The following is a 23495-nucleotide window of genomic DNA, read 5'->3' as shown; positions in this document are numbered from 1 at the left end:
CTAACACCTAGTGTGTCAAAAAGAAAAGGAGTTATGTACATAATGAAAAAACCAGAAAAGGAATATCATCCTTTTCTGGCTTTAGTGCGATTACTTCGCTTCTGAGTAAAGCTTTGCCACTTCGTCCCATTTTACTACGTTGAAAAATGCTGAAATGTAGTCTGGACGACGGTTTTGATAATTTAAGTAGTAAGCATGCTCCCAAACATCTAAGCCAAGAATAGGAGTTTTACCTTCCATTAATGGGCTATCTTGGTTCGCAGTGCTTGTAATTTCTAATTCGCCATTGTTTACAATTAACCAAGCCCAACCAGAACCAAAACGAGTTGTAGCAGCTTTTGTAAATTCTGCTTTAAAATTATCATAGCTTTCGAATTTGCTGTTGATTGCTTCAGCTAATTCACCAGTTGGCTCACCGCCACCATTTGGACATAAGATTGTCCAGAATAAAGAATGGTTAGCATGACCGCCACCGTTGTTACGTACTGCTGTACGGATATCTTCTGGAAGCGCATCTAAATCTGCAATTAATTCTTCAACACTTTTGCCTGCTAAGTCTGCTTTACCTTCTACTGCAGCGTTTAAGTTTGTTACGTACGTGTTATGGTGCTTTGTGTGGTGAATGTTCATTGTTTCCTTATCGATATGTGGCTCTAGTGCATCATATGCATAAGGTAATTGTGGTAATTCGTATGCCATGAAAATTCCTCCTTCAAATATGTAGAAATAATGTAAGGTGCTAAGCACCAATACTTTAAGATTAGCAAATTCATCCTATTCTTTCAATGAAAAAGCATTTAATTCCTTCTATATAATTACCGATTTCCCCTCTTCTATGCCATCTAAACATAAAAAAGCTTTCTTATTTATAAATAAGAAAGCTTGAGTGTGTATGTATGGAGGAGGAAGAGGGATTCGAACCCCCGCGGGCTTTAACACCCCTGTCGGTTTTCAAGACCGATCCCTTCAGCCAGACTTGGGTATTCCTCCGTTTGATGTTTTTCATTACTGGTGGACCCTGCAGGACTCGAACCTGCGACCGGACGGTTATGAGCCGTCTGCTCTAACCAGCTGAGCTAAGGGTCCACTGGCTCCACAGGTAGGACTCGAACCTACGACCGATCGGTTAACAGCCGATTGCTCTACCACTGAGCTACTGTGGAATGAAAAACTATGTATAGAATTGGTAGCGGCGGAGGGGATCGAACCCCCGACCTCACGGGTATGAACCGTACGCTCTAGCCAGCTGAGCTACACCGCCGTGGCTCCACAGGCAGGACTCGAACCTGCGACCAATCGGTTAACAGCCGATTGCTCTACCACTGAGCTACTGTGGAAAAACGAAATAATAACTAACGACATAGAAACTTTATCATGATTTCGTTACCATGTCAATACAATCCGTTAAAGAACCACATATAAAAAGTAACCAATCATAATTAATTGAATGAAACCTTTTGTAACTGCACCGCTGAAGAATCCAATTAATGAACCAAAACCGATTTTTATCGCTTGTAACAAAGATGTTCTTTGAAAAATTAACTCTCCTACTACCGCTCCAACAAAAGGACCAATAATAATCCCTAGAACAGGAATAACAAACGGCCCAACTAAAAGACCAATTGTGCTTCCCCATACCCCAGCCTTTGTTCCACCGAACTTCTTAACGCCAATTATATTTGCTACATAATCAGCAGCAAATAGAGCAAGGATAAACAAACCTTGAACAATCCAAAACAGAACGGAAAAATCGTTAAATGTATAAAAGATACCATAAAGGATAAAGCCTAACGCTATAAAGAGAACACTCGGAATAATTGGATAAACAAGTCCTACAAAAGACACAACAAAAGCAATAAGAATAACACTCCAATAAACAATATCCACCGTTTTTACTCACTCCTAACCTTTCCAACTTTCACCATTATTATTGTATATTAATTGATCAAAGAAAAAAAGTCACACTAGAAAAAGTGTGACTTCGTTTCAATTATTTTGTTTTTGAATGACGATCTCCAAGTACTGCTTCTGCAATGTTTACAGCATGATCGCCGATACGCTCTAAGTTACTAATAATATCAACAAATACAATACCTGCCGAGCCTGTACATAGCCCTTCATTTATACGAATAATATGTTGTTTACGAAGTGTACGCTCCATTGTATCGATTTGATCTTCTTTTTGCATTACTTTTACTGCTTTTTCACGATCATTGTTTTCTAATGCTGACATTGCTTCTTTTACAGTTGAAATTGTTAATTCAAACATCTCTTCTAAATCTTTGTTTGCTTCTTCTGTCATTTTCACTTTGTTAGCAATTTGATAGTCAACTAACTCAACAATGTTTTCAAAATGATCACCAATTCGTTCAATATCTCGAGCAGAGTCTAAGAAAGTAGAATGCTCTTCACTTTCAGATACAGACATTGAACTCGATGAAAGCATTACAAGGTAATCAGTAATTTTTCGATCTAAGTTGTTAATTGCATCTTCGACTTGTAGTGCCATTTCCGCATGTTTATGCTGTTTTGTTTTCAAATATTTATTTGCTTCATCTAGACCAATTGTCGCAAATTGTCCCATACGAATTAATTCTTCCTTCGCCTGTCCTAATGCGATAGAAGGCGACTGTTGAATAAAGACAGGATCTAGATGTTTTGCTTTAAATTCCACTAAAGAATCTTCACCAGGAATGACTTTCGTTACAATTAATGCAAGCAACCCGATGAATGGGAATTGAATAATTGTATTAGATGTATTAAAGATACCGTGTGCAAAAGCAATTGTCATCTCTGGATTCAAGCTTAAAGAGTCCTGTAAATACACAATAAATTTTGTATACAACGGTAAAATAATTAAAAAGATGGTTGTTCCAATTAAGTTAAACATAACGTGTGTTAAGGCCGCACGTCTTGCTGCCACACTAGCTCCAAGTGATGCTAATACCGCTGTAATGGTCGTTCCGATGTTATCACCAAATAAAACCGGTAACGCAGCTTTAATGTCAAGAGCACCTTGTCCAAATAGTTCCTGTAAAATACCAATTGTAGCACTAGAGCTTTGAACAATAACCGTAAACACCGTTCCAATTAATACACCAAGAATTGGATTATCACTCATGCTAACCGTTAAATCTTGGAAAGCCTGTAATGAACGCAATGGTTTCATTCCATCTCCCATTAATTGGAGTCCAAAGAATAGCGCTCCAAATCCAAAAACAATCTGACCAAAGTTATTGATTCGCGGACTTTTAAAGAAGAACAATAATAAAGCACCCGCAGCTAAAATCGGTAACGCATAATCAGAAATTTTAATACCGATGATAAAAGCTGTCACCGTTGTTCCGATATTCGCTCCCATAATAACACCGATCGCTTGGCGTAAGTTCATAAAGCCAGCACTAACTAACCCTACCGTAATAACCGTTGTTCCTGAACTACTTTGAATAAGAATAGTTACAATAATCCCGGCTAAAACACCCATTAATGGATTTGTTGTAAATCGATCTAATATATCTCTGAGCTTATCGCCTGCTGATTTTTGCAAGCCGTCACCCATGAACTTGATACCGAACAGGAAAATCCCAAGGCCACCAATGAATTCAAATATCATCTTTTGAACATCAAGTTCCACAAAAATTCAACCCCTAACTATGTTTTTTCGACACATATCTACAAGTCCTTTATCATTATTAACTTAAAATAAAGTTATTGTAAATGTTTTTATTTTAATATTTACAATTTCTTAACATTAACTTCACATTATTTATCAGTACATACATTTATTGTTGGTATTGAAAATTTCTTGTATTCATTCCATCCTCTTTATAAAATGAACAATAGATAGGCGAGGAGTGAAAACAATGAATGCATTTCATCAGTTATTTTATAGCTTGTATTCTCCAAAAATAGTGGCGATGTTTCGATTTCAAGGGATTGGTAAAACGATTTCTTATCTGTTTCTTTTAACATTTCTTTCATTGTTACCGACAATGTTTTTTATTACCCAAACCGTTGTAAATGGTTATGCACAATCAAAAACCATTTTATTAACGGAAATCCGTGACTTTTCAATTCAAGATGACTCTCTTTATTCATCGATGAACGAGCCATTAATTACGTCGAGAAATGACACAACGTTTATCTTTGACTCAACAGGCTCTATTACAACGACGGACACAAATACTTACAGGCAAGCTATTGGGTTTTTACAAGATGGCTTGTTCATTACAACCAACTATAGCACCCAAACCTATAGCTATTCTCTTTTACAAATGAATAACTTAACTAAAGAGGAGTTTTTTGGCATATTCGATCAAGCAAAGCAACTTCTCATTATCCTTATTCCATTAGCACTGGTTCTTTTGTATATAGTCGCATCAGGGGTAAAGTTTATTGAAGTAAGCCTACTTGCTATAGTTGGATTAGGATTAGCCAAGCTATTAAATCGACCTCTTACATACAAACATGTGTGGGTAATGTGGGCATATAGTAGCACTCTCATGACATTAACCTTTACTCTAACAGACGCTTTACATATTATGGTGCCATATAGCTTTTTTTCACACGCTGTAGTTACCTTGTTATTTTTATTTTTCGCTATGAAACGTGTACCGATTCGTAAACAACCTACAATAAAAAAAAGCTAGTGAGTTCATAATGTAAACAAAAAAGGGGCTGAGACAAAGGGGGAAAAGAATACCCCTGTTTGACTCAGCCTCTTTTTTTAAGATTGTTTTTGAGTGACATAAAATTCACTTGTAATCCCTGTGAGGGTCGTTGATAAATTTGTTAGCTGCATCCCTATTTCATGAGTGTTGTTCACGTGTGCAACTTGCTCTTTGGATGTTCCTAACATCTGTTCAGCACTTGCTAATGTTTCTTGAGAAACCGAAACAAAGCTCTCTGCAGATTGCTCCATTCCTGGTACCATTTCATACAATTCACCACACTCCTCTTTAACCAGCTGTAGTTGCTGACTAACGTGGTCAATCTCTTTTAATAAATGATCAAATGTTATCCTTGATTCTTTAGCAACAGCTACATTTGATTTACTTTTATAAAGCATCTCCTCAAACTCTGAGGATGCTTTTAGTGAGATGCCTTCCATGGATGTAATTAACTCTTTGATCTCTTCTGTTGCATTTGTTGATTGATCTGCTAACTTACGAACTTCATTCGCTACAACAGCAAATCCTCTTCCTGCTTCTCCTGCGCGAGCTGCTTCAATCGTAGCGTTTAATGCTAATAGCTTTGTTTGCTCAGCAAAATCTTGAATCAGACTGACGATACGTGCAATTAAATGAGAGTGTCGCTTTACTTCTTTCATTGTTTCATTCATTTCAAAAAACTCTTGCTCAAATGTTGTCATTGAACGAATAATTTTTGAAATACTTTGTTCTCCTTCATATGCTTTTGTATTCATATTATGAGCAGTATGAGTAATAACATCCATATGACTAGTGATGGAGTGGATGTCATGCTTCATTGATTGAAACACTTGAATATTATGCTCAGAGCTTGCTGCTGTCTGTTCTGCACCATGTTTCACAACAGAAATGGCTGCATTTAATTGTTCATTATAAAACATCGAACTTCGAGAAGCATTTTGGAGCTCATTTCCTGTTTTATGTAGTTCGTTTGTCGTTTCATCGATTTGCGAAAGAAACGTACGCATGTGCTCAATCATTAGGTTGAATGTTTTACTTAGGGATGAGATTTCTGGTATAGATGTCTCAATAGCCACTTGCTGACTTAAGTCCCCTTCTCTTACTTTTCTAATTGTATGACGCAATTGTATTAAAGGACTAGTCAAGCTTCGAACTAATAAAATAATCACTGCTGATGTAATAGCTATACTTCCTATTACAGCTGTTAACATGAATAATCCTAATTGTTGAATGGGCTCTAAATAATTTTCAGTTGGTACGGCTATGAGATAAATGCCTTTTAATTCGGGAATTTCTTTAAAAGCCAGTGTGTAATTTGTGTTGCTTTGCTTAATATGTAAAACACCATGCTGTTTCTCATTTACTTGATTTAAGATGTCATCAGAGAAAGATACGTTACTATGTGCACTTACTGAGAAAGGACTTAATGCGTCTTCTTTTATTAAGAAGAAGTGTGCTTTTAAACCATCCTGCGTTAACTGAGCATCTTGTGACTTAATGGATTGATTTAAGTGTCTCATAAAATTTGGTTCATCATTTATGTACATATACATCAAATTTTGAGAAATTTCAAACGTAGTTTGCGCTTCTCTCTCAAGTCGATTTTCAATGATATCTATAGTTGTTTCTTTTGACTTATTGTAGGAAATAAAGCTGACTACACTTGTAGAAATCAGTAATAAAGATAAAACTGCTACAAGTAATCTTACTTGTAGAGAAATGCCGGATGTTATTTTTTCTATTGCCTTTACCTTTTTAAAAGGTTTGTCTTTTGCATTCCTTACTTGTTTTTTTTTCCTAAATAATTGTCCAGCTTTATTAGTTCTTCTAAATTTCATAGTAAGCCCTCCATTTTTTATCCCACATAAATTATGGCAGAAAAATGTAAAGGAATTGTAAATAGGATGTGAATTTTAGTTAAAAAGAACTATTTCATCTTTTTGTCTCACTAGATCTAAAGGCACGAATCACCTTAAACAAATTCATTTTATAACCAACCCAAACTCCCGCAAATAATAAAAGAAAAAAACTATTTGTAAACATTCGCTCTTCATCTTTCATCCACTTTGCAAACACAATGGGTCCTAATGCTACGCCCAAAAAGCGAACCGTTCCGTAAAGAGAAACCATAAACCCCCGCTCTTCGTCTTTCACACTAGAAGTGATTAACATATTGGCACAAGGAAGTATAAATCCTAATCCAGCAAATGCAATTGTTAGAAAAAGCATAATAAAAGCTAATGTATGAAAAAAAATTAATAATAAGAACATAACTAAAAGTAGTGAAAAACCCAATATCATAAGCTTATTCATATGCAAATGATTATTCTTAATTTTTTTACCTGTCCAGTAAGACGTAATGGTCATTGCTCCTAAAGGAAATAGAAAAGCGGTCCCTTTAAAAAAACCATCGATATGGTAGGTTTCTTCAATCAGAAATGATAGATAATACAGGGTCCCAAATAGCAAAAATAACCCTAGCCCTCCAACAAAAAATAGCGGTAATAGCCAATCTTGTTCTCTTTTCCATACACCTGTTACTTTTTTAATATACGTAGGAACAGAAAGAGTATCTTTTCCTTCTATTGATTCTCTTACATATAATAGAAGACCTATTAGCGCAATGACCGCTACTACTGGGTAAACAAAGAACGCGCTATACCAATTAAGGATAGCTGCCGTAGCGCCAATGATAGGGGAAATTACTTTTCCAACTCCATTATATACTTCTAAAATCCCTAACACCTTTGACCTTTGTTCATTTTGAAACAAATCTCCAGTTAAAGCCATTGCTAATGTAGTGGTACCAGCTGCACCGACTCCTTGAATAACCCTCCCTGTAATTAACACATGAAACGCTGTTTGATTGGAAGAAATAAACCCACTAAAGGCTGCACATATGCTTCCTAGTATCATCGTAACTAATGAAATGATGATGATTCGTTTTCTCCCATATCGATCTGAAATTATTCCAATTAGCGGGATTAATATGGCAGCGGGAATTGAAAAAGCACTTAGGACAAGACCTGTTTGAAAGTTACTCAATACCAAAGCCGATTGAATTGTTGGCAAGATTGGAATTAACATTGAATTACCTAATACCATAAGAAATGGTAATAGCCCTAACGTTATCACAATTGTTTTTTCTTTCATGACATCTCCTCTATTCTTACTCATAGTTTATGTAGGACAAGCATATGGTGTAGTAAATGTGCATATGTAGGAGGAAGAGAATGAAACGATTATCAGTCTTAGCTGCGGTAGTCTTAATTGGATATATTTGTCATTACGATATTAAAAACGGGACGATTCCCTCTAGTTATACGGAACAACCAGCGCAAGAAGTCATGAACATGACAAAAGAAGCTGTTGACGAAAACTCAAAATCGTATAATATTGTAAAAGTGCGTGCGGGGGATACTGTTCTTTCAATTATGGAACAACTAATAAAAGGCCCCATTCCCGTACCTATTGATCAGCTAATTAAAGATTTCAAGCACTTAAATGAAATTGAACCTGAAGAAATTCAGGTAGGAAAAGAATACAAATTCCCTACTTACAAGTAATAGAGCCTTAATAGTTGTACGTTAAATGCAATCATTGATAAAATAAAAAGCAGTAAAGATTTAATACTAGTTATTTTCTCAATAACACGTTATTCTATTAATGAATTCAATTTTTTGATTTCGTTTTGAAGGAGAGATTAACACGTGAGTGAAATTATACATCGTACAAAAACACGTCCCGTTAAGGTTGGTAACTTAACCATTGGCGGAAACAATGAAGTCGTTATTCAAAGTATGACAACAACAAAAACACACGACATTGAAGCAACGGTTGCAGAAATTAATCGTTTAGAAGAAGCCGGTTGTCAAGTCGTACGTGTAGCTTGCCCTGATGAGCGAGCAGCAAATGCAATTGCTGAAATTAAAAAGCGCATTAACATTCCTCTTGTAGTTGATATTCATTTTGATTATCGACTTGCATTAAAAGCCATTGAGGGTGGCGCTGATAAGATCCGAATTAACCCAGGTAACATTGGACGTCGTGAGAAAGTAGAAGCTGTTGTAAACGCAGCAAAAGAAAAAGGTATTCCAATCCGTATCGGCGTAAATGCAGGTTCATTAGAAAAGCGAATTTTAGAAAAATACGGATACCCTACAGCTGATGGAATGGTAGAAAGTGCTCTTCATCATATTAAAATTTTAGAAGACCTAGATTTCTATGACATCATTGTGTCAATGAAAGCTTCAGATGTAAACTTAGCAATTGAGGCGTATGAAAAAGCAGCAAAAGCATTTGATTATCCTTTACATTTAGGAATTACAGAGTCTGGAACATTGTTTGCTGGAACTGTTAAGAGTGCTGCTGGATTAGGGGTTATTTTATCGAAAGGTATCGGAAATACCGTTCGTGTTTCATTGAGTGCTGACCCTGTAGAAGAGGTAAAAGTAGCACGTGAGCTCTTAAAATCATTTGGATTAGCTGCAAATGCCGCAACATTAATTTCTTGCCCTACTTGCGGCCGTATCGAAATCGATTTAATTAGCATTGCCAATGAAGTGGAAGAATACATCTCCAAAATTAAAGCACCAATTAAAGTAGCCGTATTAGGATGTGCAGTAAACGGACCTGGTGAAGCTCGTGAAGCAGATATCGGAATTGCTGGTGCTCGTGGTGAAGGTCTCCTTTTCCGTAAAGGAGAAATTGTTCGTAAAGTACCTGAAGAAGTGATGGTTGAAGAGCTTAAAAAAGAAATTGATAAAATTGCTGAAGAATACTTCGCAAAACAAGCAGCTGAACAACAATCATAAAAAAATCTTGGCATACTGCCAAGATTTTTTTATTCTTTAAAAGAACGGTAAGATAAATGTTCCAATTAAGATTGAAACAATCCCTATACCAATTGACCATGATCCAAGTGTTTTTGCTCCTTTTCGACGTGCGATAAATCCTAATACAATTCCAGCCGCTCCTAAAATAATTGGCAAAAAGAATAAGGAAAGAATTGATAAGATTAACGCTAGACGGCCGTAGCCTTTTCCTTCGTCGCTTCCTACAACTTCACGTTCGTCGTGTGCATGTTCACGCTCAACACGTTCATGACGTGGATGTACAGGTACAGCTACCTCTGCAGCTGTTTCTTCCATAAAATCAGACTCGTATTTCTCTTCATACTCTCTGTTATGGCGTTCATTCTCCATTCCTATCCCTCGCTTTCATTGTAAGGAGCATTTATAGTATGAATCAATTACAGGGAAATATAGTTGTTAATGTTTTCTTACTCCATGAAAGTGAAAAAGATATGATAAACTAAAGACGAGATAATCAGAAGGAGTGCTTACATTTGAACAAACGTTTCGGAATTGATATTGATGGGACAGTAACATGTCCAACTACGTTTATCCCATACTTAAATAAATCTTTTCAGTTAAACTTAACATTGGATGATATCACTGAATATGATCTTACACCGTTTGTAGGTGTTACCGAAAAAGAGCTTGGGCAATGGTTTACAGAAAATGAATCGCACATTTATTCGAATGCTCCGCTTGCACAAGATGCAAAAGCTGTACTTAGCAATTGGTACAAACAGCATGAACTTATTTTTATTAGTGCTCGTCATGATAAATTATTAGATATTACGAAGCAATGGTTTACAAACCAGGACTTATCCTTTCATCACATTGAACTTATTGGGTCGCATTATAAGGTAGAAACTGCAAAACGCCTCCAAGTTGATCTTTTCTTTGAAGATAAGCATGATAATGCATGTGATATTAGTGAAGAATGCGATATTCCGGTTATCCTATTCGACACTCCTTATAACCGCGCTCCTATTCCTAAAAATGTAATACGAGTCTATAACTGGACGGAAGCAAAAGAATGGGTTGACAAGTGGCTCATGGAACAAAAGTAAAGCTGCTTGTAAAACTTAAAAACAGATTACGTTTTGTTATATAAAAAGAGTGTATCAAAAGGGACAGCTTTCCCTTTTTGATACACCCTCATTTATTACACTCATTACATTTACCATAGATTTCAAATTTATGACCAGTAACGTCAAACCCTTTTAAATCCTCACTTAAGCTTTCCATCGGACAAGTAATAATTTCTTTTGTTTTACCGCAATCTAAGCAAATAAAATGATGATGATGCTCAGACATTGCACACTTAAAACGAAAATGCTTTTCACTCGATAACTCAGTCATCTCAAGAATACCAAGCTCAACAAAAAGTGACAAATTACGATAAATCGTATCAAAACTAAGACCAGGGTAATCACGCTTCATATGCTCTAATACATCTTTTGCCGTTAAATATTTATTTGTTTTTGAAAATAAGGCTAACATTTCTTCTCGTTTTCCTGTATGCTTGTACCCTTCGTTTTTTAACAAATGAATGGCTTCTGATAAGTTCATTTTCTTTTTGCCCCCCATCCTTTATTTAAGAGGATTGATATAATTAAAATCAGAACAGCAATCATGACAATTGTACCACCTGGAGCCAAATCTAAGTAATAAGAAAGGAACAAGCCTCCAAGTACTGAAATTTCCCCAAATAAGATGGATAAAAAGATTGTTTGTTTAAACCCTGTTGCCAAACGAATACTAGCTGCCACGGGTAGTGTCATTAAGGAAGAAACCAATAAGATCCCTACGACCCGCATTGAAGCAGCAATCACTAACGCCACCATTATCACAAATAAAAAGTGAATCCATTTTGCTTTAACACCTGAAGCCGAAGCGTGTTCCTCATCAAAGGATAAGATAAATAATTCTTTATAAAACGCCACGATCAACCCAAGAATCAATACTGAAATTCCCATAATTGTATATAAATCTGACCGACTTACGGCACTCACACTTCCAAACAAATAGTTGAATAAATCATTATTAAAGCCATCAGCTAACGAGATAAAAATAACTCCTAATCCTATTCCTCCTGATAAAATAATCGGAATAGCAAGTTCCTGATAATGTTTATAAACCCCTCGTAACTTCTCAATAAATAAAGAACCCCCAACAGAAAAAGCCATTCCTAAATATAGGGGATTTAGAGTTTGTAAAGCAGGGATTTTTTGGCTTAGCAATAAGCTTGCTGAAATACCAGCAAGTGTTACATGACTTAATGCATCCGCAATTAACGAAAGTCTGCGAACAACAATAAATACGCCTAATAAAGGTGCTAAAAACCCAATTAAGATACCTGTTAAAAATGCATTTCGTAAAAATTCAAACTGTAATAAACTGCTAATCATACTAACTGTCCTCCATGATTATGATCATGTGTCAGTACATGAACATGGTGACCATAAAACGTAGAAAGCTCATGCTCACATAAATGTTCGAACTCTTTTGCTTTTCCATGAAAATGAAGATGTTTATTTAAACAAGCAACATGTGTTACTTTTTCAGTAATTGTGCCAACATCATGAGTTACTAACAATAATGTAATACCATGTTCTTTATTTAACGACTCAAGTAGCGAATAAAAATTGTGTACATTTTGACTATCCACTCCAACAGTTGGCTCATCTAAAATCAGAAGTTCTGGCTCACTTACAAGTGCTCTTGCGATAAATATTCGCTGCTGCTGACCACCAGATAATTCACCAATGTTTCGATTTGCAAATTCACTCATCCCAACTGCTTCAATTGCTTTTAACACTTTCTTTTTATGTTCGCTATTCATAAAGCGAAAAAGACCGATTTTTGAGGTTAACCCTGTCGATACGACTTCAAAAACAGTAGCAGGAAACCCTGTGTTGAAACTGTTTGCTTTTTGCGACACATACCCAATTTGACTTTTGTCTCGAAATTTTTGAATATCTTCTCCAAATAATCGCACTGTTCCTTTATATGGTTTGTGTAAACCTAAAATACACTTAATTAAGGTTGACTTACCAGATCCATTCGGTCCTACTAGACCGAGAAAAGAACCTTTTGGGATTGAAAGGTTAATGTCTTCTAACACAACTTGTCGATCATAACGAAAAGATACGTTTTCAATTTCAATGACATTTTCACTCATTTACCTCACCATTCTTTTTAATTAAATTTTCATCTCAACAATGAGAATGGGCCACGATTTCTAAGAAGCTCGTTGCCCATCCCCTACATTTTATCTTTATACATTTCACTTTACATTCATCAGAATAGTTACGATTTAATCAATACTGTAGTATACAACAATCAAGCTAGATTGTAAACCAACTGTTTTTTAGCACGTAAACAACTTCAGCTTCATATAATGTTTATACGTGATTTTTCAATTGATACCTACATCTTAAGGAGGCGCATTATGAATATCATCCAGAAAGTAGTCAATCATAAGGTTAATAACATCACGGTAAACGAGTTACTGAAATTTAGCAAACAATATAACATTGCTCTTACAGAACAACAAGCAAAAGCATTAGTATCAATTATGAGAGAAAAGCAAATTGATCTTTATAATGTGAAAGAACGCCGAGAACTTATTAAGAAAATTGCTCAGGTTACGGATACCGAAACCGCTAAAAAAGTAAATGAACTTTTTCAGCAACTGATGTAAGAATAGACAGTGCAAAAAGCTACTATACGTGCTAAAAACGATTCTTTAACAAAACATCCCTTGTCTAATTATCCATTCATTGACTGGATTTTAGAGACAAGGGATGTTTTTATACCAAATCCAGAGGAGGCTTTTTACTCCGCTCGATTCAGCCTTATCCGTTCATTACTTTTTCTTGTAATGTTGAATCAAATGTTTTTGCTTTTAACATCGCAATTTCTAATTGATATGGTGGCTTTTTGTTCTTTTTGTCTTCCCCTATATAAGGCGTTTCCAAAATCTTAGGAACGTCGGTTAAAGAATCGTGATGCACAATATAATTAAGTGCGTCAAAACCAATGTGACCAAAGCCAATGTTTTCATGACGGTCTTTTCTTGCGCCGCAAACATTTTTGCTATCATTGACATGTAAAACCTTAATTCGATCAATGCCAACTAATTTATCAAATTCATTTAACACACCGTCAAAATCATTCACAAGGTCATACCCTGCATCATGAACGTGACATGTATCAAAACAAACTGATAGTTTCTCATTATGTGTAACTCCGTCAATAATCATTGCTAGTTCTTCAAAGCTACGGCCGCACTCAGAACCTTTACCTGCCATTGTTTCTAATGCAATCTGAACCTCTTGCTCAGGTGTTAACACTTCATTTAACCCTTCAATGATTCGCTTAATCCCTACATCAGCTCCTGCTCCTACATGTGCTCCTGGATGTAACACAATTTGCTTTGCACCAATCGCAGCCGTACGTGCAATTTCAGTTGTTAAAAACTCTACACCTAATTCAAATGTAGCAGGATTTGTTGTGTTTCCAATGTTAATAATATAAGGCGCGTGAACAACGATGTCACTCATTCCATGCTCCATCATATGTTTGAGCCCTGCTTCAATATTTAAGTCTTCAATTTTTTTACGACGAGTATTTTGAGGAGCACCAGTGTATACCATAAATGTGTTTGCTCCATATGAAGCTGCTTCTTCACTTGCCCCTACTAACATTTTCTTTCCGCTCATCGAGACATGAGAACCTATTTTCAACATATTGACACCTCTATCTATAATAAATAACCAAAACATAAAAACATATTTTATCTTATCATAAGCAAATAACGAGATTCAAAAACAAAGAATCCTTTATAACAAAGCATTTGCAAACAAAGTCCCTTGCCTTCTATCTATTAAGGCAAGGGACTTTGAAATCATCTACATAGAGCACGTTATAATTGAAAAGAAATCAATTACTTACGTTTTGTACGCTTTTGTCTTTTTACATATTTATTAATTTCTTCTTGTCTTTTACGCTTGTAACCAGGTTTTACTTTCTTTGGCTTTTGAATGAATCGTTGAGCTTGAACATTTACTTCATCCACTTGCTTTTGACGATTTTTACGACGATTACGATCATCTAGATTAATCCATTCGTCCTTTTGTAAATCTTTGTTTACAAATTCAATTCCCATTTTTTCTAACTTTATGATTGCATCTTCATCACTTGTATCATAAAGCGTCGCAGCAACTCCAGAGTACCCTGCACGAGCTGTACGCCCTACTCGGTGAATGTAGAAATCCAAATCTGAAGGTAATTCATAGTTAATGACATGACTGACACCTTCAATATCAATTCCACGTGCTGCTAGATCAGTCGCAACAACATATTGAAACTCTAAATCACCGATTTGCTTCATCATTTTTTTACGTTCACGTGGAGATAAGTCACCATGAATACGGCCGACACGTAGCCCTTTTTGCGCTAAGCTAGTCGCTACTTCTTCAGCCATTTTTTTCGTGTTAGTAAATACGATAGCTAAATATGGGTTATAAGAAAGAAGCATGTTGTGTAAAAGCGTTAATTTATTTCGATGTCTAGTTGGTACAAGTACATGTTCAATTTTTGCAGCTGTCGCTTGCTTAGGCGCAACGTGTGTATATTTCGGATTTGCCATGTACTTCTTCAAAAACGGCTTTAACTTTTCTGGAATTGTTGCAGAGAAGACTAGAATTTGTAGCTTTTCAGGCATGCTAGATGCCATAATATCCACATCTTCAATGAATCCCATATCAAGCATTAAGTCTGCTTCATCAACAACAAGAGCTGAAGTCGTATGCACAAATAGTGCATTTTCTTGTACTAAATCTTTAATACGACCTGGCGTACCTACTACAACTTGAGGCTGCGTTTTTAATTTTTCAATTGTACGTTGTTTATCTGTACCGCCAATATAGCAACGAGCTGTAATTTGTTTGTCTTCCTCACAAAATTGAGTGATTTTTAATACTTCTTTGTAAATTTGAGACGCTAACTCTCTAGTCGGAGCTGCAATCACAACTTGTACTTCCTGCTTACTTGCATCCACTTTTTCTAATAGAGGCAGCAAATACGCATGTGTTTTACCTGTTCCTGTTTGCGATTGTCCAATCGCACTTTCGCCTTTTAATAACGTTGGGATTAAACGCTCTTGGATTTCAGTTGGTTTGTAAAATCCTAAATCTTTAATCGCATCTATTAAGAATGGTTGAAATTCAAAACGTTCAAAATTTGTTTTCTTCATAACCTTCTCCTTTATCTTTGTAGCTCACGTTCATTTTTTTTAGCACAATATATCATTATAATCGATTTTTATCTCTGTGACTACTTCTCATTTATATTAATTGATGTTGCTTCATATTTTATAATCTCATTTTTAATTAAAAAGTTACCTATTATTCATTCTCACGTATTATACAGTAAACCATTCACGATTGAAACTTGTAAAAAGTCGAGTTTCCTTTCACCCTTTACACGCATAACATAGTATGAATGAATCTTATTAATATAAGGGGGTGCTTACCTTTGATGAGACGACAGTCACCATTTCCTCCAAATATGCAACGGGGATTTCCACCACAACAATCATTTTACCCAAGTAGACAAATGATGAACCCTCAATCAATGAGTCGAGGACCAGGGGGGTTATTATCAAGAATATTCGGTGGTGGAAGAGCTATACCACCTGTGCAACAAGCGATAAACCCCGGCACATCTACCTCACTGCTAAGTAATTTACAGAACTTAACCAATCCAGCTTCGCTTAGTTCGATGATGGGTAATATTCAAAAAGCATTAAAAGTAGCAGAGTCTGTTGGGCCAATGGTTCAACAGTACGGACCACTCGTTCGCAATGTTCCTTCTCTTATTAAAGTTTATCAAGCACTAAGAACAAGCGAAGCAGCTGAAGAAGAAACAGTGTTAGAAGCAGAAACGGTTGAGGCAACCGAAGAAACGAGCGAAATGGAAGAAGACGATTCAACACTAAACACAGAAACCACTTTACCCAGTGAAGATAATGATGAATTTTTAGAAGAAGAGTTTTCTACAAAACCTTCAAAAGGTGCTTCTATGCCAAAGCTCTATATTTAAGGTAATGGATTGAGTATGCGTATACAGCTCAATCTACTTACATAAGCGGGAGACAAGAACTTGCAAGAGCTCTTGTCTCCCGCTTATGCTTCACACATATAAGAACCTGCTCCACAAAGTACAAACATACGAAGGGGAAAAATTCATTTACTATAACTTAAGCCTCTATTTATTTATGTTAATGGATGCTGTAAATAAGAGTAATCTCGTAATTTAATCTTTGTATTCTTACATTCTCTTTTATATAATGGATAAGAGTTTACTGTTGCTCTTCAAAGTAAAATGAGGAGGAGGCTATTATATGAAAGTAATGAAAATTGCACCGCGAGGTTATTGCTATGGTGTTGTCGATGCAATGGTTATTGCTCGAAACGCTGCTTTAGATAAATCGTTACCTAGACCCATCTACATTCTTGGGATGATTGTTCATAATAAGCATGTAACAGATGCCTTTGAAGAAGAAGGAATTATTACGCTTGATGGAGCAAATCGTCTTGATATTCTTGACCAAATTAACAGCGGAACAGTTATTTTCACTGCGCACGGTGTATCACCAGAAGTTAAAAAGCGCGCAAAAGAAAAAGGATTAACCACTTTAGATGCAACGTGCCCTGATGTCACAAAAACACATGATCTTATTCGTCAAAAACAAACCGAAGGATATGAGGTCATCTACATCGGTAAAAAAGGGCATCCAGAGCCTGAAGGTGCTGTTGGTGTTGCACCAGATATCGTTCACCTTATTGAGAAAGAAGAAGATGTAGAACAAGTAAGCATTCGCTCTGATAAAATTATTGTAACGAATCAGACAACCATGAGTCAGTGGGACGTTGCCGACGTAATGGAAAAAGTAAAAGAGCACTTCCCTCATGCAGAAGTTCACAAAGAAATTTGCCTTGCAACTCAAGTTCGACAAGAAGCAGTGGCTGAACAAGCAGGTGAGGCAGACGTGACGATTGTGGTTGGAGATCCAAAAAGTAATAACTCTAATCGTCTTGCTCAAGTATCTGAACAAATTGCAGGAACAAAAGCGTATCGCATTAGTGATTTATCGGAGCTAGATATAGAGTGGCTAAAAGGAGCTACAACTGTCGCTGTAACAGCAGGTGCATCTACACCTACACCTATCACAAAAGAGGTTATTACCTTTTTAGAGCAGTTTGAACATGAAGATGAGTCAACTTGGAAGCTAGAACGAAATGTACCACTTTCAAAAATACTACCAAAAGTAAAAGCAAAAAAAATGTCATAACAAAAAGAGGCTAATGTTAGCCTCTTTTTTATATAAATTTAAAGGGATTTGTGTCTACTTCTGACACAAATATATGACATTCAAACTTTTTCTTTTCAAATAACTCTTTTAGGACTTGGACAACACCTTGCTTCATTACCTTTTCCACATGATGTCCTGGATCTACAACATTCAGTCCCATCATCATCGCATCATGAGCGACATGGAAGTATAGATCACCTGTTACATATACATCTGCACCTTGAAATTTCGCACTTGTAACATATTTATTCCCGTCTCCCCCTAATACAGCTACCTTTCTTATCTTACTATTTAAATCTCCCACAACCCGTACACCTTCTACATCCAGTTGAGCTTTTACGTGCTGAGAAAATTCATGAAGAGTCATTTCATTCTCTAAATATCCAATACGACCTAAACCGTATGAGTCACCTTCGTTCTCAAGCGGATAAATATCGTATGCTACTTCTTCGTAAGGGTGTGCTTGTTGCATAGCTTGAATAACTTTTCGTTGGATTTCTCCGGGAATAATTGTTTCAATACGTACTTCTTCAACCTGTTCAACCTTACCTTGTTCTCCGATGTAAGGATTTGTGCCTTCTAAAGGTAAAAACGTTCCTGTTCCTTCTACGTTAAATGTACAATCACTATATTCACCAATATGCCCCGCTCCTGCAGCACAAATCGCTTGCCTTACTTCATCAGCATGTGTTTTCGGAACAAATACAACAAGTTTTTTTAATGTAGCAGCTCCAGTTTGTATGAGCACTTTTGTTTCTTTTAACTTTAATGCTTCAGCTAAAAGGTCATTTACACCACCTTTTGCTATATCTAAATTGGTATGCGCAGCATATACAGCGATATCATGCTTTATGCATTTTTCTACAATCCGACCTGCTGGTTGGTCTGTTACGATATTTTTCATCGGACGAAAGATTGGTGGATGGTGGGCGATAATGAGATCAACTTGGCGCTCAATCGCTTCGTCTACTACTGATTCAAGCACGTCTAGTGTTACCATGACCTTCTTTATCGGCTTATTTAACGTTCCGATTTGCAATCCAATTTTATCTCCTTCCATTGCTAGGTGCTTAGGAGAAAAAGATTCAAAAAGTTGAATCACTTCATAACCGTTAGGAGTTTTACTCACTTTAATACCTCCTTGATTAATGTAATTTCTTTTTCAAACCGTTCTTTTTTCACTTGTCCTTCTGAAGATGTTGCGCCTTTGTTTAACTGCTCCACAATCTGTTCAGCGTGCTTTAATTCATGGTTCCACTTCTTTTTAAAGATGTCACTTTTACGCTTCATTAAGACCGGTCCAAGTAATAATCCTGCTTCGATATGGTCATTGTAATTGTCTAGTGGATTTCCTTTTTCAGCAACAATGATTTCGTAAATACGTCCATCGTCTTCTAAAATCTTCTCATCAATGATGCTCCATTGATGCTCCATTAACCATTTACGAATGTTTGCAGCTCCAATGTTCGGCTGTAACACAAGTCGTTTTACACCTTCTAACTTTTCCTTGCCTTCTTCTAAAATGGTACGAATAAGACTTCCACCCATTCCTGCAATGGTAATACAATCCACTTCATTTGGAGAGATAACTGCCAAACCGTTCCCTTTTCTTACTTCAATTACATGTTCTAACTCTGTTTTCTTTACCTGTTCACGTGCAGATTGAAAAGGACCATCTGTAATTTCACCAGCAATGGCTCCTTTGATATATCCATTTAAATACGCATAACAAGGTAAATAAGCATGATCAGACCCTATATCAGCAATTACAGAGTTTGGCATAATTGATTTCACTACTTCTTCAAGACGTTTTGATAATTTTAATTCATTCATAACTTCACCTATTTTTTATTTTCTTTTCTTATGATAAACGCTCCAAAAATCACTTTCAAGGAAAGTATGCTAACAACCTTGAGAAAACATACAGTTCTTCGAAAAAAGATGGATAAAACTACACTATTAAGTTGCTGAACAAGGAATAAAAACAAGCCCTTCTATTTACAGAAGAGCTTGTCCGTCTTTTACACTGTTAAACTATTTAATTTCAGCTAACCACGCTGCCATTTCTTCAGCTTTTTCTGCAGGAACTAAGCCAGCTGGCATTGAACCTTGACCGTTAACAACAATGTTAGCAATTTCTTCTTGAGACAATTTGTCACCAACACCTTTAAGTGCTGGACCAACACCACCTTGATACTGATCACCGTGACATCCGATACAGCTTTGTTGGTAAATCTCTTCTGGTGTTGCATCGGCTGTTTCCGTCTCTTTTCCGCCTTCTGCCTCTTCAGCCATTTGCTTTGAGTTATCCAGACCATTGAACGATAAAAGAAACATAAGTCCAACACCAAAAACCATAATTAGAAAAAATGGTACGAGTGGATTTCGGTTCATTTTTTATACCTCCTTTTATGTATAGACCGTGACTAATAAATATGAACACATAGTATAAACACCCTCTATTTTACTTCAAAACAAGTGTTAGTGAAAGCCTTTTATTAACATTATCTTTCAATTTCACCAATTAGACATAAAATAGTAACCGCATACAATGTATGCGGTTACTATTTGACTAACTAACTTATTAGCATCCTACTAAACGCGCAATAACCATACGCTGTACTTCAGATGTTCCTTCTCCAATTTCTAATAATTTTGCATCGCGCATATATCTTTCAACTTGGTATTCTCTCATATAACCATATCCACCATGAATTTGAACAGCTTCGCTAGTTACTTGCATACACATTTCGGATGCATACAATTTACACATTGAAGCTTCTTTTGTGAAAGGACGACCTTGATCTTTTAACCAAGCCGCTTTATGTACCATGTTTCTAGCTAGTTCAATCTTCATTGCCATATCAGCTAGCTTAAACTGGATTGCTTGGAATGTTGATAACGATCGACCGAATTGCTTGCGCTCTTGTGCGTATTGAAGTGCTCTTTCGTATGCAGCTTGAGCAATCCCTACCGCCATCGCTCCAATACCAATTCGTCCCCCATCAAGCGTTACAAGAAATTGCTTAAAGCCTTCACCACGTTTGCCTAATAAGTTCTCTTGTGGCACTCTCACGTCCTCAAGAATTAATTCTGTCGTGTTTGAAGCATGTAATCCCATTTTTTCATAATTATCAATTACAGTGAATCCTGGTGCGTCTGTCGGGGTGATAATAGCGGAGATTTCTTTTTTATCTCCATCTCGACCTGTAATAGCCGTTAGTGCTAAGAATTTCGCATAGCTTGCATTTGTAATGTAGCACTTGCTGCCATTTAAAATAAAATCAGAGCCATCTTCAACTGCTTCTGTTTGTGTTCCACCAGCATCACTTCCAGCATTAGGCTCCGTTAAACCAAATGCCCCAAATGATTCACCGGTACATAAAGGTGTTAAATATTTTTGCTTTTGCTCCTCTGTTCCAAACAAATGAATAGGAGCTCCCCCCAATGAAACGTGTGCAGAATATGTAATACCTGTTGAACCGCAAGCTCTACTTAATTCTTCAACAACAATCGCAAAACTTACAGTATCAGCACCACCACCACCGTACTGCTCTGGAAACGGAAGACCCATTATCCCTAACTCACTTAACTGTTGAAATGCTTCAAGCGGAAAAGCTTTGTTTTTATCACGTTGTTCTGCCCCAGGTGCTACTACTTCTTCAGCAAATTCTCGAATTGTTCGTTGAATCATCTTTTGTTCGGTCGTCAAATCAAAATTCATATCCATCCCCCTAACAAACTGAATACGCTTACAAATATATTATATAGCATTATTATTAATTTTCTCAACTTTTAAAACAATTTTAATATTTCGTGTTATAATAAAAATGAAAGTAAAATGATAACGATTCCAATTATGCTCGCTATCCAAAAATAAGCTAAACGAAATATTTTGCCGATTACAAACCAAATGAAACAATGAACAATAATCAATCCTTTTATCAGCAAAAGTGAGGCCTCAAAATAATGAGAAATCATCTGATAAGATTGTATGAATAGTAAAAGAGCGCTTACTGTCAACCCAATATGTAAAAACACCATTTTTTTTCGATAAATAATTGCACTACAAAAGCTTATTAGGACCAAAGTACTACTTAAGACCATTTGCAAAACAAACCTTAATTCAGTAAAATAAATGACAAGTAGTTCAAATGGTAAAAAAAGCAAAATGAATAGCAAATGTATTTTGTTAAAAAATGTGACGTTTGCACGAGGATTTTGAGCTTTTTCGCTCCCTTCTCCTTTTGTATACAACATGAGCAAATAATCACAATAGTGTTCTGGTAGAATTTTATTTTCTTTCCATAAGTTGATTTCATCAACAATCACTTTGTTTTTTTGACTTAGGTTTTGCATTTGTCACACTCCAAAAAAAAAGTAGTTCACTCCCATCATAAGGAGTAAACCACTTCATGTAAATATTAGGCATTCATTTTATTCTAAAAAGTCTTTTAATCGTTTACTACGACTTGGGTGACGCAATTTTCGTAACGCTTTTGCTTCAATTTGACGAATACGTTCACGTGTAACACCAAAGACTTTTCCAACCTCTTCTAATGTGCGTGTACGTCCGTCATCTAAGCCAAAACGTAAGCGAAGAACGTTTTCTTCTCGGTCTGTTAATGTATCTAAAACATCTTCAAGCTGTTCTTTTAGCAATTCATATGCTGCGTGCTCTGAAGGAGATGTTGCATCTTGATCTTCAATGAAATCTCCTAAATGGGAATCATCTTCCTCACCAATTGGAGTTTCTAAAGATACAGGTTCTTGAGCAATCTTTAAGATTTCACGCACCTTATCTGGAGTTAAATCCATATCTTCAGCAATTTCTTCTGGAGAAGGCTCGCGTCCTAAATCCTGAAGCAATTGACGCTGAACACGAATTAGCTTATTGATTGTCTCAACCATATGAACAGGGATACGAATTGTTCTAGCTTGGTCTGCAATTGCACGAGTAATCGCTTGGCGAATCCACCATGTTGCATACGTACTAAATTTGTAACCTTTGCGATAGTCGAATTTTTCAACAGCTTTGATAAGGCCCATGTTTCCTTCTTGAATTAAATCAAGAAACAGCATGCCACGACCTACGTAACGTTTTGCAATACTTACAACGAGACGTAAATTCGCTTCTGCTAAACGTCGTTTAGCTTCTTCGTCACCTTGTTCAATACGTTTAGCTAATGAAATTTCTTCTTCAGCAGATAACAAGTCAACACGACCGATTTCTTTTAAATACATGCGTACAGGATCGTTAATCTTCACACCAGGTGGAACGCTTAAATCATTCAAATCAAATTCTTCTTCTTTTGATAGCTCCTGGATATCAGGATCGTTATCGTTTGATTCAGACTCGCCCATTACTTCTACGCCTTGTTCTCCAAGAAATTCATAGTATTCGTCCATCTGATCTGATTCTACTTCAAAGTTTGCCATACGCTCAGCAATTTCTTCGTATGTTAACACACCACGTTTTTTTCCTATTTCGGTCAACTGATCTTTAACTTGCTCGAGTGTTAACTCAGATTCAAGTTCTTTTGAATGCGCTGATTTTTCAGCCATCAGATCCCCTCCTTCCAAAATTTCAAG

Annotated in this window: 23 protein-coding genes and 5 tRNA genes; 7 read left to right on the top strand and 21 right to left on the bottom strand. The window is 36.3% G+C overall.

Features of this window, described 5'->3' with window-relative positions; translation table 11 throughout:
* Positions 1-90 precede the first annotated feature (90 nt).
* The 8 genes from sodA to JOC83_RS01705 all read right to left on the bottom strand — a co-directional run bounded on the left by sodA (position 91) and on the right by JOC83_RS01705 (position 3634).
* A complete protein-coding gene (sodA, locus tag JOC83_RS01740) occupies positions 91-699 on the bottom strand; it encodes a superoxide dismutase SodA (protein WP_205182880.1) in 609 nt (202 codons plus the stop codon).
* 198 nt (positions 700-897) lie between these two features.
* Positions 898-990: transfer RNA gene (locus tag JOC83_RS01735), tRNA-Ser, on the bottom strand.
* Positions 991-1009: 19 nt separating this feature from the next.
* Positions 1010-1086 (bottom strand) — tRNA-Ile (locus JOC83_RS01730).
* 2 nt (positions 1087-1088) lie between these two features.
* Positions 1089-1163, bottom strand: a tRNA-Asn gene (locus JOC83_RS01725).
* A gap of 21 nt (positions 1164-1184) precedes the next feature.
* Positions 1185-1261 (bottom strand) — tRNA-Met (locus tag JOC83_RS01720).
* Between the two features lies 1 nt (position 1262).
* Positions 1263-1337: transfer RNA gene (locus JOC83_RS01715), tRNA-Asn, on the bottom strand.
* Positions 1338-1404: 67 nt separating this feature from the next.
* Positions 1405-1887: a DUF456 domain-containing protein gene (locus JOC83_RS01710; RefSeq protein ID WP_205182878.1), complete on the bottom strand. Its 483-nt coding sequence runs from the start codon at positions 1885-1887 to the stop codon at positions 1405-1407.
* Positions 1888-1990: 103 nt separating this feature from the next.
* Entirely contained in the window at positions 1991-3634 is a 1644-nt protein-coding gene (locus JOC83_RS01705) for a Na/Pi symporter (protein ID WP_205182876.1), read from the bottom strand.
* A 229-nt stretch (positions 3635-3863) separates the two neighbouring features.
* Here JOC83_RS01705 and JOC83_RS01700 point away from each other — a divergent pair, with 229 nt between their 5' ends.
* Positions 3864-4649 (top strand): DUF1189 domain-containing protein, encoded by a 786-nt coding sequence (locus JOC83_RS01700; RefSeq protein WP_205182874.1) that lies wholly within the window; start codon positions 3864-3866, stop codon positions 4647-4649.
* 77 nt (positions 4650-4726) lie between these two features.
* On the opposite strand, the gene JOC83_RS01695 is transcribed toward JOC83_RS01700, so the two are convergent.
* Entirely contained in the window at positions 4727-6508 is a 1782-nt protein-coding gene (locus tag JOC83_RS01695) for a methyl-accepting chemotaxis protein (protein WP_205182872.1), read from the bottom strand.
* Between the two features lie 94 nt (positions 6509-6602).
* Positions 6603-7823, bottom strand: a complete 1221-nt coding sequence (locus JOC83_RS01690; RefSeq protein ID WP_205182870.1) for an MFS transporter — start codon at positions 7821-7823, stop codon at positions 6603-6605.
* A gap of 80 nt (positions 7824-7903) precedes the next feature.
* Between JOC83_RS01690 and JOC83_RS01685 the strand changes: the two genes are divergently transcribed.
* Both JOC83_RS01685 and ispG read left to right on the top strand, forming a co-directional pair.
* Positions 7904-8236 (top strand): hypothetical protein, encoded by a 333-nt coding sequence (locus JOC83_RS01685; protein ID WP_205182868.1) that lies wholly within the window; start codon positions 7904-7906, stop codon positions 8234-8236.
* 144 nt (positions 8237-8380) lie between these two features.
* Positions 8381-9484 carry a flavodoxin-dependent (E)-4-hydroxy-3-methylbut-2-enyl-diphosphate synthase gene (gene ispG, locus JOC83_RS01680; protein WP_205182867.1) on the top strand — a complete coding sequence of 368 codons (1104 nt, stop codon included), beginning with the start codon at positions 8381-8383 and terminating at the stop codon, positions 9482-9484.
* Between the two features lie 36 nt (positions 9485-9520).
* On the opposite strand, the gene JOC83_RS01675 is transcribed toward ispG, so the two are convergent.
* Positions 9521-9874, bottom strand: coding sequence for a DUF4190 domain-containing protein (locus tag JOC83_RS01675; protein WP_205182865.1), 354 nt, complete (start codon positions 9872-9874; stop codon positions 9521-9523).
* A gap of 143 nt (positions 9875-10017) precedes the next feature.
* Between JOC83_RS01675 and JOC83_RS01670 the strand changes: the two genes are divergently transcribed.
* Positions 10018-10590 carry a hypothetical protein gene (locus tag JOC83_RS01670; protein ID WP_205182864.1) on the top strand — a complete coding sequence of 191 codons (573 nt, stop codon included), beginning with the start codon at positions 10018-10020 and terminating at the stop codon, positions 10588-10590.
* 88 nt (positions 10591-10678) lie between these two features.
* Here JOC83_RS01670 and JOC83_RS01665 read toward each other — a convergent pair whose 3' ends face one another.
* From JOC83_RS01665 to JOC83_RS01655, 3 genes are read right to left on the bottom strand one after another with little or no spacing between them, the layout of a single operon-like run.
* Positions 10679-11092 (bottom strand): Fur family transcriptional regulator, encoded by a 414-nt coding sequence (locus JOC83_RS01665; RefSeq protein ID WP_205182863.1) that lies wholly within the window; start codon positions 11090-11092, stop codon positions 10679-10681.
* Entirely contained in the window at positions 11089-11931 is an 843-nt protein-coding gene (locus JOC83_RS01660) for a metal ABC transporter permease (RefSeq protein ID WP_205182862.1), read from the bottom strand. The genes JOC83_RS01665 and JOC83_RS01660 overlap by 4 nt, the downstream gene beginning before the upstream one ends.
* Positions 11928-12704, bottom strand: coding sequence for a metal ABC transporter ATP-binding protein (locus JOC83_RS01655; protein WP_205182861.1), 777 nt, complete (start codon positions 12702-12704; stop codon positions 11928-11930). Before JOC83_RS01655 ends, JOC83_RS01660 begins: the two co-directional genes overlap by 4 nt.
* Positions 12705-12974: 270 nt before the next feature.
* On the opposite strand from JOC83_RS01655, the gene JOC83_RS01650 reads away from it, so the two are divergent.
* A complete protein-coding gene (locus JOC83_RS01650; protein WP_205182860.1) occupies positions 12975-13226 on the top strand; it encodes a DUF2624 domain-containing protein in 252 nt (83 codons plus the stop codon).
* 154 nt (positions 13227-13380) lie between these two features.
* Here the strand turns inward: JOC83_RS01650 and JOC83_RS01645 are convergent, their stop codons facing one another.
* Positions 13381-14274, bottom strand: a complete 894-nt coding sequence (locus JOC83_RS01645; protein WP_205182858.1) for a deoxyribonuclease IV — start codon at positions 14272-14274, stop codon at positions 13381-13383.
* Positions 14275-14471: 197 nt separating this feature from the next.
* A complete protein-coding gene (locus JOC83_RS01640) occupies positions 14472-15782 on the bottom strand; it encodes a DEAD/DEAH box helicase (protein ID WP_205182856.1) in 1311 nt (436 codons plus the stop codon).
* 284 nt (positions 15783-16066) lie between these two features.
* On the opposite strand from JOC83_RS01640, the gene JOC83_RS01635 reads away from it, so the two are divergent.
* Entirely contained in the window at positions 16067-16630 is a 564-nt protein-coding gene (locus tag JOC83_RS01635) for a VrrA/YqfQ family protein (RefSeq protein ID WP_239583335.1), read from the top strand.
* A 301-nt stretch (positions 16631-16931) separates the two neighbouring features.
* Positions 16932-17882, top strand: coding sequence for a 4-hydroxy-3-methylbut-2-enyl diphosphate reductase (locus tag JOC83_RS01630; RefSeq protein ID WP_205182852.1), 951 nt, complete (start codon positions 16932-16934; stop codon positions 17880-17882).
* A gap of 28 nt (positions 17883-17910) precedes the next feature.
* Here the strand turns inward: JOC83_RS01630 and JOC83_RS01625 are convergent, their stop codons facing one another.
* From JOC83_RS01625 to rpoD, 5 genes are all read right to left on the bottom strand, one after another.
* Entirely contained in the window at positions 17911-19032 is a 1122-nt protein-coding gene (locus JOC83_RS01625; RefSeq protein WP_205182850.1) for a Nif3-like dinuclear metal center hexameric protein, read from the bottom strand.
* On the bottom strand, positions 19029-19736 hold the full coding sequence (locus tag JOC83_RS01620; RefSeq protein WP_205182841.1) for a tRNA (adenine(22)-N(1))-methyltransferase: 708 nt from the start codon (positions 19734-19736) through the stop codon (positions 19029-19031). Before JOC83_RS01620 ends, JOC83_RS01625 begins: the two co-directional genes overlap by 4 nt.
* A gap of 201 nt (positions 19737-19937) precedes the next feature.
* Positions 19938-20297 carry a cytochrome c550 gene (cccA, locus tag JOC83_RS01615; protein WP_205182840.1) on the bottom strand — a complete coding sequence of 120 codons (360 nt, stop codon included), beginning with the start codon at positions 20295-20297 and terminating at the stop codon, positions 19938-19940.
* 190 nt (positions 20298-20487) lie between these two features.
* Positions 20488-21627 (bottom strand): acyl-CoA dehydrogenase, encoded by a 1140-nt coding sequence (locus JOC83_RS01610; protein ID WP_205182839.1) that lies wholly within the window; start codon positions 21625-21627, stop codon positions 20488-20490.
* A 713-nt stretch (positions 21628-22340) separates the two neighbouring features.
* On the bottom strand, positions 22341-23468 hold the full coding sequence (gene rpoD, locus JOC83_RS01605; RefSeq protein WP_205182838.1) for an RNA polymerase sigma factor RpoD: 1128 nt from the start codon (positions 23466-23468) through the stop codon (positions 22341-22343).
* Positions 23469-23495: the final 27 nt, after the last annotated feature.

This window comes from Priestia iocasae (assembly GCF_016909075.1).
Classification (GTDB): domain Bacteria; phylum Bacillota; class Bacilli; order Bacillales; family Bacillaceae_H; genus Priestia; species Priestia iocasae.
This window is presented reverse-complemented; position numbering and strand designations above follow the sequence as displayed.

Coding starts and splice junctions, on each gene's coding strand:
- JOC83_RS01660 (WP_205182862.1), bottom strand. CDS start 11,931: ATGATTAGCAGTTTATTACAGTTTGAATTTTTACGAAATGCATTTTTA.
- JOC83_RS01690 (WP_205182870.1), bottom strand. CDS start 7,823: ATGAAAGAAAAAACAATTGTGATAACGTTAGGGCTATTACCATTTCTT.
- JOC83_RS01620 (WP_205182841.1), bottom strand. CDS start 19,736: ATGAATGAATTAAAATTATCAAAACGTCTTGAAGAAGTAGTGAAATCA.
- JOC83_RS01630 (WP_205182852.1), top strand. CDS start 16,932: ATGAAAGTAATGAAAATTGCACCGCGAGGTTATTGCTATGGTGTTGTC.
- JOC83_RS01635 (WP_239583335.1), top strand. CDS start 16,067: ATGAGACGACAGTCACCATTTCCTCCAAATATGCAACGGGGATTTCCA.
- JOC83_RS01695 (WP_205182872.1), bottom strand. CDS start 6,508: ATGAAATTTAGAAGAACTAATAAAGCTGGACAATTATTTAGGAAAAAA.
- JOC83_RS01675 (WP_205182865.1), bottom strand. CDS start 9,874: ATGGAGAATGAACGCCATAACAGAGAGTATGAAGAGAAATACGAGTCT.
- JOC83_RS01645 (WP_205182858.1), bottom strand. CDS start 14,274: ATGTTGAAAATAGGTTCTCATGTCTCGATGAGCGGAAAGAAAATGTTA.
- JOC83_RS01610 (WP_205182839.1), bottom strand. CDS start 21,627: ATGAATTTTGATTTGACGACCGAACAAAAGATGATTCAACGAACAATT.
- JOC83_RS01665 (WP_205182863.1), bottom strand. CDS start 11,092: ATGAACTTATCAGAAGCCATTCATTTGTTAAAAAACGAAGGGTACAAG.
- JOC83_RS01685 (WP_205182868.1), top strand. CDS start 7,904: ATGAAACGATTATCAGTCTTAGCTGCGGTAGTCTTAATTGGATATATT.
- rpoD (WP_205182838.1), bottom strand. CDS start 23,468: ATGGCTGAAAAATCAGCGCATTCAAAAGAACTTGAATCTGAGTTAACA.
- JOC83_RS01650 (WP_205182860.1), top strand. CDS start 12,975: ATGAATATCATCCAGAAAGTAGTCAATCATAAGGTTAATAACATCACG.
- JOC83_RS01640 (WP_205182856.1), bottom strand. CDS start 15,782: ATGAAGAAAACAAATTTTGAACGTTTTGAATTTCAACCATTCTTAATA.
- JOC83_RS01655 (WP_205182861.1), bottom strand. CDS start 12,704: ATGAGTGAAAATGTCATTGAAATTGAAAACGTATCTTTTCGTTATGAT.
- cccA (WP_205182840.1), bottom strand. CDS start 20,297: ATGAACCGAAATCCACTCGTACCATTTTTTCTAATTATGGTTTTTGGT.
- sodA (WP_205182880.1), bottom strand. CDS start 699: ATGGCATACGAATTACCACAATTACCTTATGCATATGATGCACTAGAG.
- JOC83_RS01700 (WP_205182874.1), top strand. CDS start 3,864: ATGAATGCATTTCATCAGTTATTTTATAGCTTGTATTCTCCAAAAATA.